Origin of the sequence: Rhodococcus sp. NPDC127593 (assembly GCF_042671975.1) — a bacterium.
GTDB lineage: Bacteria > Actinomycetota > Actinomycetes > Mycobacteriales > Mycobacteriaceae > Rhodococcus_F.
The window spans coordinates 24,787-41,174 of the sequence record NZ_JBHXWI010000011.1; the positions used below are offsets into that span (position 1 = coordinate 24,787).

Here is a 16,388-nt window from a genome sequence, read left to right on the forward strand (position 1 = left end):
GATCACAACGGGTCGCCCTCGACCCGTCCTGCCGGAAGCGTACGGCCGCAGATCATCAGTGCGAGATCCTCGCCCGCTCCGCGCAATTCGGCGCCCGATCCATACGACCAGTCGAGGTCCGTGGCCCGCAGGCGGCGACCCTCGATGCCGACGCCGAAATTCGAGTGCCCGCCACCCGCCGTGAGGTCGTTGAGGACGATGCGGATCGCCGCCTCGGGTACACGGCGCGGAACCCCGAGCGGGACCGTCGCGTCGAGTCCGTGGATCACCACATGGTTGAGAGCGCCGTGGTATCCGCCGCCCGGTGGGGTCCAGCGGCGCATGATGTCCGAGCGCAGGTTGGCGACGAGTTCCGCTGATGCCAATTCGGCGTCGCTACGGGCGATCTCGTTGGACAACCGGGTGAAATCGAACTCGCACTCACGCAGGCGCGCCATAAACTGTTCCTCGGAGTAGCGCGCCGCCATGGTGAGATGCGCGATCACTTCGCGAACCCGCCAACCCTCGCACAGCGACGGTGTGTCCCACTCCGCCTCCGAGATCCCGTCGAGCAGATCGGCCAGTGCCGTGAACTCGTTCACGACCGCACGTTGCAGAGCGGCGTCATCGGTCATCGCTCTCGGCCCCCACATCTCTGTCGACGAGACTTCTCACGCCCACCGTAGACCGGATCCGCCGAGTATTGCCCCAGTCGAACATGATTAGCAGAATCGAACACATATTCGAACGGCCTTGGGGGAGGTTGATTGTGGGGGAACTGGCACCGGCTCTGGACGAATTGCGTGCGTTCACCGCGCGGTTGCGTGTGGTTTCTGCCGACGGCGATCCGGGACTGGGCATCGATTTGCTCGATGCGATCGAGACGTTGAAGTCGGTCGGGTGCGCGGTGCAGGCGGTGATCACCGACGACGTCGCGACGAGTATTCGTGCGGACCGCAGGGCTCGGCGACTTCCGCAGTCCGAGTGGGGTCGGGGTATTGCGTCGCAAATCGCCTTGGCACGCAGGGAGTCCCCCAATCGGGGCGGCCGGCATCTGGGGTTCGCGCAGGCTCTGGTGCACGAGATGCCCCACACTCTGGCCATGTTGCAGACCGGCCGGTTGAACGAATGGCGTGCGACGTTGCTCGTGCGGGAAACAGCGTGCCTGTCCGCGGCAGATCGGGGAATCGTCGACCGCCGGTTGTGCTCGGACCCGGCCACTCTCGACGGCGTCGGCGACCGCGGTCTGATCGCCCGGGCGAAAGCGTTGGCGGTCGAACTCGACGCCGCCGCGGTGGTCCGAAGGCATCGCAAAGCGGTGTCGGAACGGCGCGTCACGACACGGCCCGCCCCTGATTCGATGGCCTACCTGAGTGTGCTGATGCCGGTCAAGCAGGCCGTCTGCCTGCAGACGACCCTGGGTCGGGACGCGGACAGTCTCATCGCGACCGGCAACAGCGGCGGCCGCACCCGCAATCAGCTCATGGTGGATCTGATGTTCGAGCGTGGCACTGGGCGGGCTGCTGCTATTGGTGTTCCAGTGGCGGTGAATCTGGTGCTCTCCGACGAGACCTTGCTGGCCGGTGGTCACGAGGCCGCGCAGCTACAGGGATTCGGGCCGGTGTCGGCGGGTATCGCTCGGCAGTTGGTAGCCGACGCCGTCGATAGTGGCACCGAGACGTCGCTGCAGCGGGTGTATTCCTGCCCGCAGTCGGGTGCGCTGACGGCGATGGAATCGCAGTCCCGTACGTTCCCGAAGGGCCTGAGGAAGCTGATCGATCTCCGGGATCGGACGTGCCGCACTCCGTCGTGCGATGCACCGATCCGGCATCACGACCACATCCGCTCACGCCGAAAGCAAGGGGCGACCAGCGTGCACAACGGGTCCGGCCTCTGCGAGGCCTGCAACTCTGCGAAGGAAGCGCCGGGCTGGACGGCCCGCCCGGTCGGCCGGCCCGGCCGCACCCACCTCATCGACGTCGGCACCCCGACCGGGCACCACTACCGATCAACCGCGCCGCCGCTCTCGACCCCGGCGCACCTGCGCGCGTCATGAGGTGGCGATTACCCTCTCGGTCGCCGGGGTGATCCGTAACAGCACCCGCGGCTTCTGCCGACGCGCGAGCATTCGTTCGACGAACATCACGATCCGGTATTCGAGCCCGTACTCGTCCCGGATGGTGTCGGCCATCCTTCGGCTGGTGGACTCGTCGGTGACGATCTCGGCCACTGCGGCGACCGAGTCGACCCCGGCGTCCACTTTTCCCCGCCGGGAACATGGGCAAAGTTCGACGCTCGGGTTGTTGCGTAGCCGCTTCACCTTTCCGCTGTCCGCCGGGGTAATGACGATGAGATCGTCGCCGTCGCGCGCGATCCAGACCGGCGTCGACACGGGCTCCCCGGACCGGCGGAACGTGGTGAGGGAGACGAACGATTCATCTCCCAGCGCGGTGAATGTCACTTGTTCCCACCTGACCAGGACGTGAGTTCGGCGATGTCGCCGTACAGCGTCGACTGGTAGGTGAGCATCAGTTCCTCCACCCCGCCGAACTGATCGCCGACGTGATGGGTGTTCTCCGCCGACAACTCGCGGTCGCCGGAACGTGCGATGAGTTCGTCGATGCGGCTGTCGAGACTCATCGCCCGGTTGACGGCCAGCACTGATCGCAGTTGCACCTCGGCTCGGGACAGCAGGTCGCCGATTCGTGCGAGTGCGGCGACGCGGTCGACCAGTTGATCCCACACCGGCTTCAGCGCGTTCTGCCGGGCCTCGATCTGTTCACAGGCCGTGTCGGAATGGGTGGCGCGCAGTGCTTCGTCGAGTTCGGTCCGGATTCCGCGCAGCGCCACGGTGTCGACGGCGATCTGTGTCAGCTCCTCGGCGAGGTCGAGTTGGTACCGCTGGATCGCGAAGTGCTCCGAATGCCAGACGGCGGAACCGTCGATCCTGTCGAAGAGCATCCCCGCCAGGTAGAGCAGGGTGTCGTACGAGTCGGCGAATCTGTCGTTGTCGAGATCGACGCCCTTGCCGATGGCGTCGGCGACACGTCGTCCGACTGCGGCCATCGGGGTGTTCTCGGCCGCCTGGCCGAGTCGTTCCGCCGCGGTGCCGCGGGCATAGTTGCCTGCACGTTCGAGCGCGGTACCGGCGATCGGCGCCGGTGTGCGTTGCAGCGCCTGGAACAGCGCCTCACGCTGTTCGAGGTCGAGATGGACACCCTCGCGCCGATCCCGACGCATCGCCCGGACACCGTTGCCGTAGTGCGCCGGCGACATCACCACCGCAGACCGATATGACTGCAGCCTGCGGCCCAGTTCGGTGGCGCGGTACTTGAACAGCAATTGGGCCGGTCCGGGACGCAGGCTGTCGGCGCGGCGCGCCACCTGGTGGTACTCGTCCGTCAGCAGACGCAGCGCCCCGAAGCCCCGGATCGACGGGATGGTGCGGCCCGCGCGACGCCGGTTGGTGAGTACCTGCCGGGTGGGCAAATCGAGGTGTCCGGCGGCGATCAGCACAGCAGCGGCGTCCGACAACGGGGCGTGCGTGCCCGTGATCGCGGATCGTTCGCACCACTGGCGGACCTGCAGGGAGATGCGTGCGCGCCGCTCCTCGTACTGGGTGCTTTCCGACATCGGACCTCCTGGCAGTTCGCTGCTCACCACTGTCCCAGAATTTCGTCCGACGCGCCGCGACCGCTCGAGGCCGCCTGCGGTTCTAGGCTCTCCCTCATGACCTTCACGGTGCGTGCGGTACTTCTGTTCGCGACGGCGTTGGTGGTGGCCGGTTGCGGTCGCTCGGTCGACGGCTCCCCCGAGACCGGCGCCGTCGCGGGGCCCGCGACCACCCCGAGTGTGACGACCGCACCGAAGACGACCACCACTACCCCTACCCCTACGAGCACGACGAGCCCCACGACCAGGACGACTACCACCACGAACACCCCTGCCCAGGCAAACCCGCAGACATTTGCCGGCACCGCGGCGGGGAGCTATTACTTCACGACGCCGAGCACCAAGTTCCACTGCGCGATCCTCACCGGCGGCGACGTCCCGACCGCCGGCTGTCACGGCCCGATGCCGGCGTCGGCGCCGAAGGTTCCGGGGTCCGGTGCGTCCGGCACCCCGGTGACACCCAACGCGATCGAGGTCACCGGTGGACGCCCCGGTGAGTTCGCCAGCGCCGGCGATCCCCGGTACTACCCTCTCGACGGATCCGCCGCCCCCGCACTGTCGTACGGCACCGCGTTGCAGGTGAATGACCTGACGTGTCTCGTCGACGAGACGTCCGGGGTCTCGTGCCGCAGCGATGCGGGCCACGGATTCACGCTCTCGGACAGCGCGTTTCGAGTGTGGTGAGGCGGTCAGCCCAGTTCGTCCGAGCGCCGTTCCATCAGCGTGCGCAGCTGGGCGTTCTCCTTCGCGGTGAAGCCGATCGTCTCGATCTCCCCGATGCCGCGCCCGATGCCCTTGCGAACGCCGTCGAGCATTCTGGTGACCGCGCGTTCGGGAACACCGAGCCGCCCACCGGATTCGACGAGGTGCCTGCGCGTCAGCTTGTTCGCCTTGCCGTAGAAGTCGAGCGCCATCGGGTCGCGCCATGCGAGGTACGGCTGGGTGCACAGGAGGTCGTAGGCGGGTGTGACACTCCACAGGCCGGATTCGGCGAGCTGCACCGAGAAGTTCTTGCCGTGCAGGTCGCCGTTGCCGATCGCGTACGAATAGGCGACCAGCCGAAGCAGTTCCAGGGTGGCCACCCGCGCCGAACCGCCACCGCGCTCACACACGCCGGCGAGTGCGGTGATCACACTCTCGGTCTTCAGCCGGTACTTGGCGGCGGGGAACATTCCCATCACCTGGCACGCGTCCTCCTGGGGTGTGCGGATGACGCGGCCGGCCGAATCGACGCGCCGGTCGAACCGGGCGACGAGCAGACCGGCATTGCCCTTCCCATCGCGTACCAGCTGGTGGTCGGCGACGGGCAACCCGCACTGCGCGGCGAGTCCCATGAAGAAGTGCTCGTTCTCGACCAACTGCGGATACCCCTGCGGTGGTGAGAGTTTGAGGATGGCGGGACCCTTCTCGGTCGCGATCGGTGTCGAGTACATCTGAGCCGACACCTTCGCCTGGACACCGGGCAGCGAGGTGGGGTCCAGCTTCACCGCCTCGTGCCCCGACATGTGCTCGAACAGCGCCCGCAGGTCCTGGCGCTCGACCGCGTCGGGGTCGAACACCGGTGCGGTCTCGGGCGGCGGCACCCCCGCGGGCAGTACGCGCACGTCGCCGATCGTGTCGGCCCCGACCGCCATCAGGATCGTGAGGTGATCGTCCTCGGACGTCTTGGTGGCCGCCACCGCGCCCCGCAGCCTGATCCCTTCGGGGAGGAGACCCGCGAAGAACGGCGGGACGCTGCCCCCACTCGCGCGCACGTCGGTCGACGACGTGGGGATCGTCCATGCGACCTGCGGGGCGCCGGGGTCCTGCAGGTACGCGGTGTCATAGCGGAAGACGACGTCACCGCCCTCCCGCACGAGACTGCCCGCGAGGCGCTCACCCTTGTAGACATCTGCGCGGTCGACGCTGCTGAGGTTCTCGACCATCAGGACGCCACCTCCACACCCGAGCGGGTGACGAGTGTCAGACGGCATCCCATCGCGTCCGCGACGGCGTCGACGAGATCAAGTTGGACGGTTCCCCGACCCGATTCGATCGACTGCACACTCGACCTCGACACCCCGGCCAGGTCGGCAAGCTCCGCCTGCGTGAGCCCGAGCTGATGTCGGCGCGCCACGAACCCGTCGGCGATCCCGCCGGTCTCGGTACGCTCGCGGCGGCGTGGGGTTGCCATTGAAGCCTCCCTGATCAGTGCAATGCTTGTCGACGGATGCTTAACGCCAGTGTGCGCCGATTCTGCCCCGAAGTCCATGCCTATGATTGCGAATGCAAGCTTAAGGTGCGAGAAGGTCCGAAATGTGACCTACACCGGTCGTAAGCCTGCGATGACAAGCACAAGGTTTGTTGACACACCCACCCCCTACCCTGGATACATGCGCATAGGAGCACACGTCCGCCAGGACGACGATCCGATCGGATACGGCGAACGGCTCGGCGCCGACGTCATTCAGATGTTCCTCACGGACCCACAGAAGTGGGAGAAACCGCCCGCGCATCCGCGGACCGACGAGATCCGGAACAGCCCCATCGACGTCGTCGTGCACTCGTCGTACGTGATCAACGTGGCCAGCCTCAACAACCGGCTCCGGATGCCGTCCCGCAACGCCGTCGCGCAGCAGGCTCAGGCCGCCGCCGACATCGGCGCGTTCGGGCTGGTGGTCCACGGCGGGCACGTCCGCGACGGCGAGGACGTGAACGCGGGGATCATAAACTGGCGCAAACTGTTCGAACGCCAGGCCGACAAGGGCGGATTCCCCGTCCCCATCCTCATCGAGAACACGGCGGGCGGCGACTTCGCGATGGCACGGCACTTCGACGCCATCGACCGGCTGTGGCAGGAGGTCGGTGATTTCGGCGCAGGATTCTGCCTCGACACCTGTCATGCGTGGGCGGGTGGTGAGGAACTGGTGGGTGTCGTCGAACGCATCAAGGCCATCACGGGGCGCATCGACCTGGTGCACCTCAACAACTCCCGCGACGAGTTCAACTCGGCCCGCGACCGGCACGCCAACCTCGCCGACGGAACCATCGACGCCGAACTGCTCGCCGAGGTCGTGCGAACCGCCGATGCGCCCGTCGTCCTCGAGACGCCGGCGGAGGGGCTGGCCGAGGACCTCGCGTACCTGCGGGAAACTGCCGGTTAGTCGCCCAGCCGGCCGGTCAGCCTGCGGTACCGCTCCTCGCTGACCGGATTCAGGCCCTCCACCGTGACGTCGGTGCCGCGACTCGCGTACTTGGTGGTGATGCCGTCGAGCGCGGCCACGGTGGACGCGTCCCAGATGGTGGCGCCCGACAGATCGATCACGACGCGGCCGGGGTCGTCCGCGTAGTCGAACGAGAACACGAGATCGTTGGACGAGGCGAAGAAGAGCTGACCGCTCACCCGGTACGTCTTCACGTCGCCGTCGAGTTCGCCGCGCACGTCCACCATGTGAGCCACCCGGCGCGCGAACAGAACCATCGCCACCAGCACGCCGACACCCACACCGATCGCGAGATTGTCGGTGGCCAGGGTGCCCGCCACGGTGCTGAGCATCACCATCGTCTCGCTCAGCGGCATCCGCCGGAGCGTGCGGACGCTGTGCCAGTCGAAGGTCGTGGCGGCCACCAGCACCATCACGGCGACGAGCGCCGCCATCGGAATGGTCCCCACCACGTCGCCGAGCCCGACCACGAGAATCAGCAGAAACGCACCGGACAGGAACGTCGACAACCGGGTTCGCGCGCCGCCGGTCTTGACGTTGATGATGGTCTGCCCGATCAGTGCGCACCCGCCCATGCCGCCGAAGAGCCCGGTGACGATGTTCGCGACACCCTGCCCCCACGACTCCCGCGTCTTGTCCGAATGCGTGTCGGTGACGGAGTCCACCAGTTTGGCGCTCATCAACGATTCGAGCAGTCCGACGACGGCCATCGCCAGCGCGAACGGCGCGATGATCTTCAGGGTGTCGACCGTGAGCGGAACGTCCGGCAGCCCGATCAGAGTCGGCAGCCCGTCGGGCAGTTCACCCTGGTCGCCGACGGTGGGCACCGCGACACCGGCGAGGACGGTGAACGCGGTGAGCCCGACGATCACCAGCAGCGGGGCGGGCACCGCCGTGGTCAGCTTCGGGATCCACACGAGCAGCGCCAGGCCGGCCGCGAGGAGCGCGTACACCGCCCACGGCACGTTCGTCAGATACGGGAACTGGTGAACGAAGATGAGGATTCCCAACGCGTTGCAGAACCCGACCATCACACTGCGAGGCAGGAACCGCATGAGCCGCGCGACCCCGAGGACGGCGAGGAGGATCTGCATCGCACCGCCGAGGAAGACGGCCGCAATGAGGTACTGCAATCCGTGTGACGCCATGAGCGGGGCCAGCACCAGCGACACCGAACCGGTGGCCGCGGAGATCATCGCGGGACGGCCGCCGGTGAACGCGATGGTCATCGCCATGATCGCGGCGGTGAACAAGCCCACCCGCGGATCGACACCCACGATGATGGAGAACGACAACGCCTCCGGGATGAGGGCCATCGCCACGACGAGCGCGGACAACGACTCGATACGAAACACCGTCGGATGCAGCCACACCGGCCGTCGGAGAGCGAGAGTGGGCACGGCGAGACAATCCTTCTTCCTGAGGGGACTCGGAAGATCCTATCCGGGTAGCGTTCGACCAGTACGGTTAGCTGATCCGCCGACAGAGGAGGAACCCCGTGCGACGCACACTTCCGGCCGTCCTGATCACCGTCCTGACCGCGCTGTCGCTGGCGGGGTGTGGGAACTCCGACTCGGGGCCGGTCATCGACCAGGTTCGCGAGGCCGGGGTCCTGAAGGTCGGCACCGAGGGCACGTACACACCGTTCAGCTACCAGGGCCCCGACGGTCAGCTCACCGGGTACGACGTGGATGTCATCCGCGCGGTCGGCGACAAACTCGGCGTCTCCGTCGAGTTCACGCAGACCCCGTGGGATTCGATCTTCGCGGGCCTCGAAGCGAAACGCTACGACCTCGTCGCCAACCAGGTGACCGTCAACGACGAACGCACCCAGAAGTACGACCTGTCGACGCCGTACACCTACTCCGAGGGTGTGATCGTCACCCGCGCCGACGACAACTCGATCACCTCGCTCGCCGACCTGAACGGCAAGACGACGGCGCAGTCGGCGACGAGCAACTGGGCACAGGTCGCCCGGGACGCGGGCGCGAACGTCGAATCCGTCGAGGGCTTCGTGCAGGCCATCACGCTGCTCAAGGACGGCCGCGTCGACGCCACCGTCAACGACAATCTGGCCGTCGCCGAATACCAGAGGCAGACGAGCGACACCGGTGTGAAGGTGGCCGCCGAGACCGGTGACACGAGCGAGCAGGCGTTCGCGGCCCGCAAGGACAGCGGCCTGATGCCCGACATCGACAAGGCCCTGGACGAACTGCGCGCCGACGGAACGCTCGCCCAGATCTCGCAGAAGTACTTCGGCACCGACGTCTCGGCGCCGACCAACTGAGAGACGGCCTGTGGACGACGCAACAGTCCAGCTGATCCTGGACAACCTGTGGCCGATGCTGAAGGCCACGGTCACCATGACGATTCCGCTGACGATCATCAGCTTCACCATCGGGCTCGTCATCGCGTTGCTGGTGGCGCTCGCCCGGATCTCGTCGATGAGACCGCTGTCGGTGATCGCCCGGTTCTACGTCTCCATCATCCGCGGCACGCCGCTCCTGGTGCAGCTGTTCATCGTGTTCTACGCGCTGCCGCAGTTCGGCGTGGTTCTCGACCCCTTCCCGGCGGCCGTGATCGCCTTCAGCCTCAACGTCGGCGGGTACGCCGCCGAGGTGATCCGGTCGGCGATCCTGTCGATCCCCAAGGGGCAGTGGGAAGCCGCGCAGACCATCGGCATGGGCTACAGCACCACACTGCAGCGGATCGTGCTGCCGCAGGCCGCGCGGGTGGCCGTTCCGCCGCTGTCCAACACACTGATCTCACTGGTGAAGGACACGTCGCTGGCGTCGACGATCCTGGTGACCGAACTGCTGCGCGTCGCCCAGCTCGCGGCCGCGCCCACCTTCGACTTCTTCGCCCTCTACAGCGTCGCTGCCCTGTACTACTGGGTGATCTGCATCTTCCTGTCGGCCATCCAGGGCCGGCTCGAAGCCCGACTCGACAGGTATGTGGCCCGATGACCGACATCCCTCCCCTGCTTCAGGTATCCGGCGTCGAGAAGTCGTTCGGCGACCACCACGTCCTGCGCGACATCAGCTTCGACGTCGGGGCGGGAACGGTGACCGTCATCATCGGGCCGTCGGGCTCCGGCAAGACGACGGTGTTGCGCACCCTCAACGCCCTGGATGTGGCGGACCTCGGGACGATCTCCATCGGCGACGTGTCCGTGGACTTCGGTGCCAAGGTGGACCGGTCGACGCTGGCCAGGTTCCGCGGGCAGAGCGGCATGGTGTTCCAGGCCCACAACCTGTTTCCGCACAAGACGGTGATCCAGAACGTCACCGAGGGACCGATCGTGGTGCAGAAACGACCCAAGGGCGAGGCGCGCGCGGACGCGATGCGGCTGCTCACCCAGGTCGGCCTGGCGGAGAAGGCGGACCAGTACCCGTATCAGCTGTCGGGCGGTCAGCAGCAGAGGGTCGGTATCGCCCGGGCACTCGCCCTGAAACCGAAACTGATGTTGTTCGACGAGCCCACGTCCGCACTCGACCCCGAACTGGTCGGCGAGGTGTTGCGGGTGATCCGGGATCTCGCGACCGAGGGCTGGACGATGGTGATCGTCACCCACGAGATCCGGTTCGCGCAGCAGGTGGCCGACCAGGTGTTGTTCGTCGACAACGGTGTCGTACTCGAACGCGGCACACCGAAAGACGTACTCGCCAATCCGACCGGGCCGAGACTGCGACAATTCCTGCACCGGATTCTCGACCCGCTGTGAACGGTCAGCGCAGGGATTTCTCCATGAGCACGACGCTCGGCCACTCCACCTCGAAGTCCCTGCGACCCACCAGGAAGAAACCCTGCTCCTCGTAGTAGTCGCGTAGCCGGGCGTTGGTTTCGACGCACTCGAGCCGGACGACGGACGCGTCCTCGGAGCGGGCGTGCTCGTCGACCCACCGGAGCAACTGGGCGCCGAGTCCCGCGCTGGCGTGCCGGCGGTCGGTCATGACGCGGGCCACGTAGGCGGCCGGAATGTCGTCCTCGATCCACACGTCCGGGTCGGTTCGCAGCACCCGCAGCGCCCCGACCACGATCCCCGCGAACAGCGCGACACGCCATTCTCCGAACTCGATCTGTTCACGAACGTCGGCGAGCGACACCTCACCCCGGGCGGGTGCGTCGAGTTCCCTGGCCAGGATCCAATCCTCAGCGTCCCAGTGCATCTGAACGATGTCTTCAGCCTGCTCGAGTACTGCCCGCTCCACGGTGACCGCCATGCACACACAGTAACCACCCTGCGGCGAAAACAAACCACCGCTGTACCCGTGTCGATCTGCGATGATGTTACTGAAGTTACAGTTACATTCTGGGACAGTTACCTCAGGCGGTGGTAGCGATGAAGCTGTTTCGTGCAGTGGTCCTGATGGCACTCTCCACCTGCGCGGCCGCGTATGTCTGCGCCCACCCCCCACGTGTGTCGGCCCAGCCCCTCGGGCCCGAATCCATTCTCCCGACCCCCATCCTGGACGACGACTTCTTCACGTGGCCGCCGAACGTCGCGGAGTTCGGCGCCGGCGAGATAATCCGCTCACGGCGGGTGACGCTCCGCGCGTTCCCGAATGTGCTGGTGCCGCACCGGGCCCACCAGATCATGGTGCGCTCCAACGATTCCAAGGACCGTCCCGTGCCGGTGACCGCGACGGTCCTCGTGCCGACCGCAGAGTGGACGGCACCGGGACCGAGGCCGGTGGTCGACTACAACATGCCCATCGACTCACTGGGCGCCCGGTGCACCCCGTCCTACAAGATGGTGCACGACGGGCAGACACTGGACCTGGACATCCCGCCGGTGCTGGCGTTGTTCCTCGCGAAGAACTACGCGGTGCTCGTGCCCGATCACCAGGGACCGCGGATGGCGTACAGCGCCGGACGAATGGCCGGTCACGCCGTGCTCGACAGTATCCGCGGCATGAAGCGTCTGCCCGGCCTCGGGCTCTCGAACAGTCCGGTCGTCGCCACCGGATACAGCGGTGGTGCGATCGCCACCGGCTGGGCAGCGCAACTGCAGCCGTCGTACGCGCCGGACGTCGAACTCGCCGGCGCCGCCGCGGGCGGGATCCCCACCGATTTCGGTTTGCTGCGCAGGACAATGAACGGCCAGCTCGGTTCGGGCCTGTACCTGTCGGCCGTCCTCGGGCTCGCCCGCGAGTATCCGGAGATGCTGACACTGGCGAATCCGCTCGGCGTGCTGCTGGCGACGTCCCCGCTGAAGGATCAGTGCATCCTGGCTCTCGCCCCGACCGGTATCGCCTCGCTTCCCGCCGAACTGTTCGCGTCCGTACCCGACCCGTTCGACTCCCCCACGGCACGAACGGTGGTCGCCGAGAACAGGATGGGCGCGCTCACCCCGGCCACGCCGGTGCTGCTCTATCACGGGTCGTCGCGGGTGTTCCTCGGCGACGAGTGGATTCCGGAGGAAGGGGTGATCGCTCTGCAGCGGGAGTGGTGCCGCGGCGGCGGCGACGTCACCTACGCCCCGCAGTTCGGCGAGCACCTCACCGCGGCCGTGGTCGCGCTGCCCGAGGTGGTGCGCTGGATCGACGAGCGCCTGGCCGGGGTGCCGGCGCCCGCGGGGTGCCGCTGACGATTATCCGTGCACGTGCGGCAGCAGCAGATCGGCCTGACCGACCGCGACGACCCGCGCCTCGTCGAGCCACTTCGCGGTCTGCTCCCGAGCCCGCGTGATCAGCTCGTCGGCATCGCCGAAGTCGGCGGGACTCGTGTCCAGCGGGCACAGCGGGGGCACCACCCGGATGTCGGCGGCACTCTCGTACCGCTCGATGTCGAGGGCAAGCCGCTGATTGATCGCGAGGGTCACACCGAGCAGCCCCATGCCCAGGGCACTTCCGGGGACCTTGGACAGCGTGCACGCATATCCGGTGGGGAGTACCCACACGGTGGTGGCCCCCAGCTCGATCGCGTGGGAGATGGGGGTGTTGTTGACGACGCCGCCGTCCATCAGCGCCCGGCCGTCGATCACCACCGGTGGGAGGATGCCCGGCAACGCCGCGCTGGCGGTGACGGCGTCGACGGCAGGCCCCGTCGACAACCGGACGTCCTTGCCGGTCAGCACGTCGGCGGCGATGACGTGCAGCGGAATGGGTGCGTCCTCCATCCGCTCGAACCGGAGATGCTTCTCCAACAACCGCTTGATGGCCCGGTTCGACACGAGATGGTTCCCGAGCCCGACGAAGCCGGTGAACCCGGTGAGCAATCCGGTGGGAAACACCGCGCTGCGCTTCAGCCCGCGCCACAGATCGGCCAGTTCACGAAGATCCGCGTCGGAGGAGCCGCCGGCGAGCCAGGCACCGTTGAGCGCGCCGACGGACGTGCCGACGATGAGGTCCGGCCGAATTCCCCTGCCGATCAGGGTCTGCAACATGCCGACCTCGATGGCCCCGAGGCTCGCCCCACCCGACAGAACGAAAGCTGTTGTCATGCCGCCACCGTAACGGGTCAGCCCCGCCGGTACAGGCTCGCGATGTCGTCGGCGAAGCGCTCGGTCACCACGGGACGCTTGATCTTCAGGGTGGCGGTCAGTTCCCCGTCGGCCTCCGTGAGGTCGCCGCCGAGGACGACGAACCGTTTGATCGACTCCGTGTGCGACACGGTGGTGTTCGCGTCGTCCACCGCGTCCTGCAGATCCCCGCGCAGCTCCTCGTCGTCGCGCAGGTCCGCCACCGTGGCGTCGGACGGCTTGCCGTGCGTGGACTTCCACTTGTCGAATTCCTGCGGATCGACGGTCAGCAGGGCACCGATGAACGGGCGGCCGTCTCCCACCACCACCGCCTGCGAGACGAGAGTGTGCGAGCGCAGCCGGTCTTCGAGGGGCCCCGGCGACACATTCTTGCCGCCGGCGGTGATCAGCAGATCCTTCTTGCGGCCGGTGATGGTCAGGTAACCCTCGTCGTCCAGGTCGCCGAGATCGCCGGTGCGGAACCACCCGTCGTCCAGCACGTCCCGCGTGGCGTGTTCGTTGCGCCAGTAGCCGCCGAACACGACGCCGCCACGCAGTTGGATCTCACCGTCTTCGGCGATCCGCACGCTGTTGCCGCCCAGGGGCTGACCGACCGTCCCGATCTTCTGGGCGCCGGGCACGTTCACGCAGTGTGCGGCAGTCGATTCGGTGAGACCGTAACCCTCGTAGACCGGAACTCCCATGCCGCGGAAGAAGTGACCGAGCCTCGGGATGAGGGCCCCGCCACCCGAGATCGCCCACCAGCAGTCGCCGCCCAGGGCGGCACGGAGTTTCGCGTAGACGAGCTTGTCGGCGAGCGCACGCTCGAGCCGGAGCCGCAGCGACGGACCACCCGTGTCCTGCGCCTCGCTGTACGCCACCGCCGTGGCCTCGGCGAAGTCGAAGATCCGCTTCTGCAGGCCGCCTGCCGACGCCGCCTTGCGCGCCGCACCGTCCCGCACCTTCTCGAACACGCGGGGAACTCCGAGAATGGCGTTGGGCCGGAAGCGTTCGAATTCCCCCGTGACCGTGCCGAAGTCGGACCAGTGCGCCTGCGTCGCGCCGGCCTCGAACATCGCGAGCGACACCGCGCGCGCCAGCACGTGTGCCAGCGGAAGGAACGTCAGGACGCGGTTGCCCGGCCGGGCGACGTCACCGATCGGCGCCGCGAGCAACGCCCGCACCTCCGACAGGAAGTTCCGGTGTGTGAGAATGCAGCCCTTGGGACGCCCCGTGGTCCCGGACGTGTACACGAGCGAGGCGGGATCGTTGGCGGTCAGCGCCACCACGCGTTTGAACACCTCGGAATCGTCGATCGACAATCCGTCCCTGATGAGCGTGCCCACCGCGTCCTCGTCGATGGTGAGGATGCGCTTCAGCGTGTAGGGGATGCCGTCGCCTTCGAAGCTCGACGCGTGGGCCGGAGTCTCCACGAGCGCGGCGACAGCCCCCGAATCCTCGATGATCCACCGGATCTGGTCGTGCGAGGACGAGTCGTAGATCGGAACGGACGCGGCGCCCGCCGCCCAGATCGCGTAGTCGAGCAGCGACCATTCGAATCTCGTCGACGACAGCAGTGCCACGCGGTCGCCGGGCTGGACACCGTTGGCGATCAACCCCTTCGCGACCCCGATGACGAGCGCGCCGAAGTCCTTGGCCGTCACGTCGACCCACCCCCCGGACTCCGGACGCGTGTACATCACCCGATCCGGGTAGCTCTCGGCGTGCGCGAATACCCTCAGCACGGCGTTCTCGTGGTCGGAGACGGTGAACGTCGGGGCGCTGGTGTACTCACGCACGGGTGTCGTCTCCGATGCTGTCGTGGTCTGTGTCGCCGCCCTGGCGGAATTTCCGGAGGTGCCGGGCGAACGCGGCGATTTCACTGTCCGACCACGCGGCCACCCGGTCGCGGACTTCCTCCACCCGACGTGCGTCGGCGCCGGCCAGCACCGCGACGCCGCCGTCCGTGAGGCTCAGCGGGTGACCGCTGCGGAGCGGCCCCGGCTCTGCGTGCACCCATCCCTCGTCGATGCAGCCCCGGAGTTGACGCGACACCGTGGAGCGGTGCACGCCGAATGCGTCCGAGATCTGGGTGGCCCGGCATCCCGGATTGCGAGCGACGAAAGAGAGCAGCGAATGTTGAGCGAACGTCGGGGATCCGACGGGAGGACGGTCACCAGCAACCAGTTGACGGACGAGGCGGACGAGTTCGTCGTGGACGGCCACCACGCCCGATGCGGGCGTTTCCACCGACTCGACCTCGTTGTGTTGCACACCGCAACTGTATCCGACCACTCTGGCCTCGACCACCTGCACCTCGATTCCCGTTGTCCTTTGCTCGACTCACGTTCTGCCCATACTGCTATTGATGCTTCGGAAATTCCTTCGGCCGGAAACGTCACACGGTCACAATTGGAGAACGCTTTCCGTCCGCGGCTACCGGCCGGACAACGGGCGCCGTCAGAAATCCGTTGCGGCCGCGGGCCCGTCGATGCACTCTGTCCGCATGCTGATCAGACGCGAGAATCCGGCCGACATCGACGCGGTGGCGGAGGTGCACCGGCAGGCCTTCGACGGCGACACTCCCGTCGAGGTCGACCTCGTGACCCGGTTGCGGTCGAGCGACTCGTGGATTCCGCAGCTGTCCCTCGTCGCCGAACTGGCGGGGTCCGTCGCCGGCCACGTGTGCCTGACCCGCGCGACCGTCGACTCCACGGACGTACTCGCGCTCGGCCCGATCGGAGTACTCCCCGGCCTCCAGCGCGACGGCGTGGGTTCGGCACTGATGCACGCCGCGCTCGGCGGTGCCGATGCCAGGGACGAACCACTGGTGGCACTGCTCGGTCACCTCGACTACTACCCGCGATTCGGCTTCGTCTCCGGAACGTCGGTCGGGATCGAGCCGGACCAGCCGTCGTGGTCGTCCCACTTCCAGGTCCGCCCGCTTGCACGCTGGGATCCGAGCATCACCGGCACGTTCAGGTACGCCGCACCCTTCTACGACCTGTGACGTCGTATCCGCTGGTAGTTTGAGGTGGCACGTGTCATGGGGGTGAGCGGGAACCGAGGTA

At 67.2% G+C, this 16,388-nt stretch carries 18 protein-coding genes; 8 read left to right on the plus strand and 10 right to left on the minus strand.

Annotation, left to right across the window (positions count from 1 at the left end; genetic code table 11):
- Positions 1–2: 2 nt before the first annotated feature.
- Positions 3–614 (minus strand): maleylpyruvate isomerase family mycothiol-dependent enzyme, encoded by a 612-nt coding sequence (locus ACFVJ3_RS12150; protein WP_378452283.1) that lies wholly within the window; start codon positions 612–614, stop codon positions 3–5.
- Between the two features lie 134 nt (positions 615–748).
- Between ACFVJ3_RS12150 and ACFVJ3_RS12155 the strand changes: the two genes are divergently transcribed.
- Positions 749–2,035, plus strand: a complete 1,287-nt coding sequence (locus tag ACFVJ3_RS12155) for an HNH endonuclease (protein ID WP_378452284.1) — start codon at positions 749–751, stop codon at positions 2,033–2,035.
- Here ACFVJ3_RS12155 and ACFVJ3_RS12160 read toward each other — a convergent pair.
- Positions 2,030–2,440, minus strand: a complete 411-nt coding sequence (locus tag ACFVJ3_RS12160) for a PPOX class F420-dependent oxidoreductase (RefSeq protein ID WP_378452285.1) — start codon at positions 2,438–2,440, stop codon at positions 2,030–2,032. The two genes, ACFVJ3_RS12155 and ACFVJ3_RS12160, sit on opposite strands and share 6 nt — an antisense overlap.
- Positions 2,437–3,612, minus strand: a complete 1,176-nt coding sequence (locus tag ACFVJ3_RS12165) for a hypothetical protein (RefSeq protein WP_378452286.1) — start codon at positions 3,610–3,612, stop codon at positions 2,437–2,439. The genes ACFVJ3_RS12160 and ACFVJ3_RS12165 overlap by 4 nt, the downstream gene beginning before the upstream one ends.
- A gap of 96 nt (positions 3,613–3,708) precedes the next feature.
- On the opposite strand from ACFVJ3_RS12165, the gene ACFVJ3_RS12170 reads away from it, so the two are divergent.
- Positions 3,709–4,335, plus strand: coding sequence for a hypothetical protein (locus tag ACFVJ3_RS12170; protein ID WP_378452287.1), 627 nt, complete (start codon positions 3,709–3,711; stop codon positions 4,333–4,335).
- 5 nt (positions 4,336–4,340) lie between these two features.
- Here the strand turns inward: ACFVJ3_RS12170 and ACFVJ3_RS12175 are convergent, their stop codons facing one another.
- Both ACFVJ3_RS12175 and ACFVJ3_RS12180 read right to left on the minus strand, forming a co-directional pair.
- The gene (locus ACFVJ3_RS12175; RefSeq protein WP_378452288.1) at positions 4,341–5,576 is read right to left on the minus strand and encodes a type II toxin-antitoxin system HipA family toxin; all 1,236 of its coding nucleotides are present in this window, start codon (positions 5,574–5,576) and stop codon (positions 4,341–4,343) included.
- Positions 5,576–5,824: a helix-turn-helix transcriptional regulator gene (locus tag ACFVJ3_RS12180; RefSeq protein ID WP_378452289.1), complete on the minus strand. Its 249-nt coding sequence runs from the start codon at positions 5,822–5,824 to the stop codon at positions 5,576–5,578. The genes ACFVJ3_RS12175 and ACFVJ3_RS12180 overlap by 1 nt, the downstream gene beginning before the upstream one ends.
- Before the next feature lie 199 nt (positions 5,825–6,023).
- On the opposite strand from ACFVJ3_RS12180, the gene ACFVJ3_RS12185 reads away from it, so the two are divergent.
- Positions 6,024–6,794, plus strand: a complete 771-nt coding sequence (locus ACFVJ3_RS12185) for a deoxyribonuclease IV (protein WP_378452290.1) — start codon at positions 6,024–6,026, stop codon at positions 6,792–6,794.
- On the opposite strand, the gene ACFVJ3_RS12190 is transcribed toward ACFVJ3_RS12185, so the two are convergent.
- A complete protein-coding gene (locus ACFVJ3_RS12190; protein ID WP_378452291.1) occupies positions 6,791–8,254 on the minus strand; it encodes a SulP family inorganic anion transporter in 1,464 nt (487 codons plus the stop codon). The two genes, ACFVJ3_RS12185 and ACFVJ3_RS12190, sit on opposite strands and share 4 nt — an antisense overlap.
- Before the next feature lie 98 nt (positions 8,255–8,352).
- Here ACFVJ3_RS12190 and ACFVJ3_RS12195 point away from each other — a divergent pair, with 98 nt between their 5' ends.
- Genes ACFVJ3_RS12195 through ACFVJ3_RS12205 form a run of 3 tightly spaced genes read left to right on the plus strand, consistent with a single transcriptional unit; the run spans position 8,353 to position 10,578 of the window.
- Positions 8,353–9,141 (plus strand): transporter substrate-binding domain-containing protein, encoded by a 789-nt coding sequence (locus tag ACFVJ3_RS12195; RefSeq protein WP_378452292.1) that lies wholly within the window; start codon positions 8,353–8,355, stop codon positions 9,139–9,141.
- Positions 9,142–9,151: 10 nt separating this feature from the next.
- Positions 9,152–9,820, plus strand: coding sequence for an amino acid ABC transporter permease (locus ACFVJ3_RS12200; protein ID WP_378452293.1), 669 nt, complete (start codon positions 9,152–9,154; stop codon positions 9,818–9,820).
- A complete protein-coding gene (locus tag ACFVJ3_RS12205) occupies positions 9,817–10,578 on the plus strand; it encodes an amino acid ABC transporter ATP-binding protein (protein ID WP_378452294.1) in 762 nt (253 codons plus the stop codon). The genes ACFVJ3_RS12200 and ACFVJ3_RS12205 overlap by 4 nt, the downstream gene beginning before the upstream one ends.
- Positions 10,579–10,582: 4 nt before the next feature.
- Here ACFVJ3_RS12205 and ACFVJ3_RS12210 read toward each other — a convergent pair whose 3' ends face one another.
- Complete coding sequence (locus ACFVJ3_RS12210; RefSeq protein ID WP_378452295.1) at positions 10,583–11,077, minus strand: GNAT family N-acetyltransferase; 495 nt, start codon at positions 11,075–11,077, stop codon at positions 10,583–10,585.
- 119 nt (positions 11,078–11,196) lie between these two features.
- Between ACFVJ3_RS12210 and ACFVJ3_RS12215 the strand changes: the two genes are divergently transcribed.
- Entirely contained in the window at positions 11,197–12,444 is a 1,248-nt protein-coding gene (locus ACFVJ3_RS12215) for a lipase family protein (RefSeq protein ID WP_378452296.1), read from the plus strand.
- A 3-nt stretch (positions 12,445–12,447) separates the two neighbouring features.
- On the opposite strand, the gene ACFVJ3_RS12220 is transcribed toward ACFVJ3_RS12215, so the two are convergent.
- The 3 genes from ACFVJ3_RS12220 to ACFVJ3_RS12230 are packed head-to-tail and all read right to left on the minus strand — an operon-like array spanning position 12,448 to position 15,633.
- A complete protein-coding gene (locus ACFVJ3_RS12220) occupies positions 12,448–13,299 on the minus strand; it encodes a patatin-like phospholipase family protein (RefSeq protein WP_378452297.1) in 852 nt (283 codons plus the stop codon).
- Between the two features lie 17 nt (positions 13,300–13,316).
- The gene (locus ACFVJ3_RS12225) at positions 13,317–15,116 is read right to left on the minus strand and encodes an AMP-dependent synthetase/ligase (protein ID WP_378452298.1); all 1,800 of its coding nucleotides are present in this window, start codon (positions 15,114–15,116) and stop codon (positions 13,317–13,319) included.
- Positions 15,109–15,633, minus strand: coding sequence for a MarR family winged helix-turn-helix transcriptional regulator (locus ACFVJ3_RS12230; protein WP_378452299.1), 525 nt, complete (start codon positions 15,631–15,633; stop codon positions 15,109–15,111). The genes ACFVJ3_RS12225 and ACFVJ3_RS12230 overlap by 8 nt, the downstream gene beginning before the upstream one ends.
- 190 nt (positions 15,634–15,823) lie before the next feature.
- On the opposite strand from ACFVJ3_RS12230, the gene ACFVJ3_RS12235 reads away from it, so the two are divergent.
- The gene (locus tag ACFVJ3_RS12235; protein WP_378452300.1) at positions 15,824–16,327 is read left to right on the plus strand and encodes a GNAT family N-acetyltransferase; all 504 of its coding nucleotides are present in this window, start codon (positions 15,824–15,826) and stop codon (positions 16,325–16,327) included.
- Positions 16,328–16,388 lie beyond the last annotated feature (61 nt).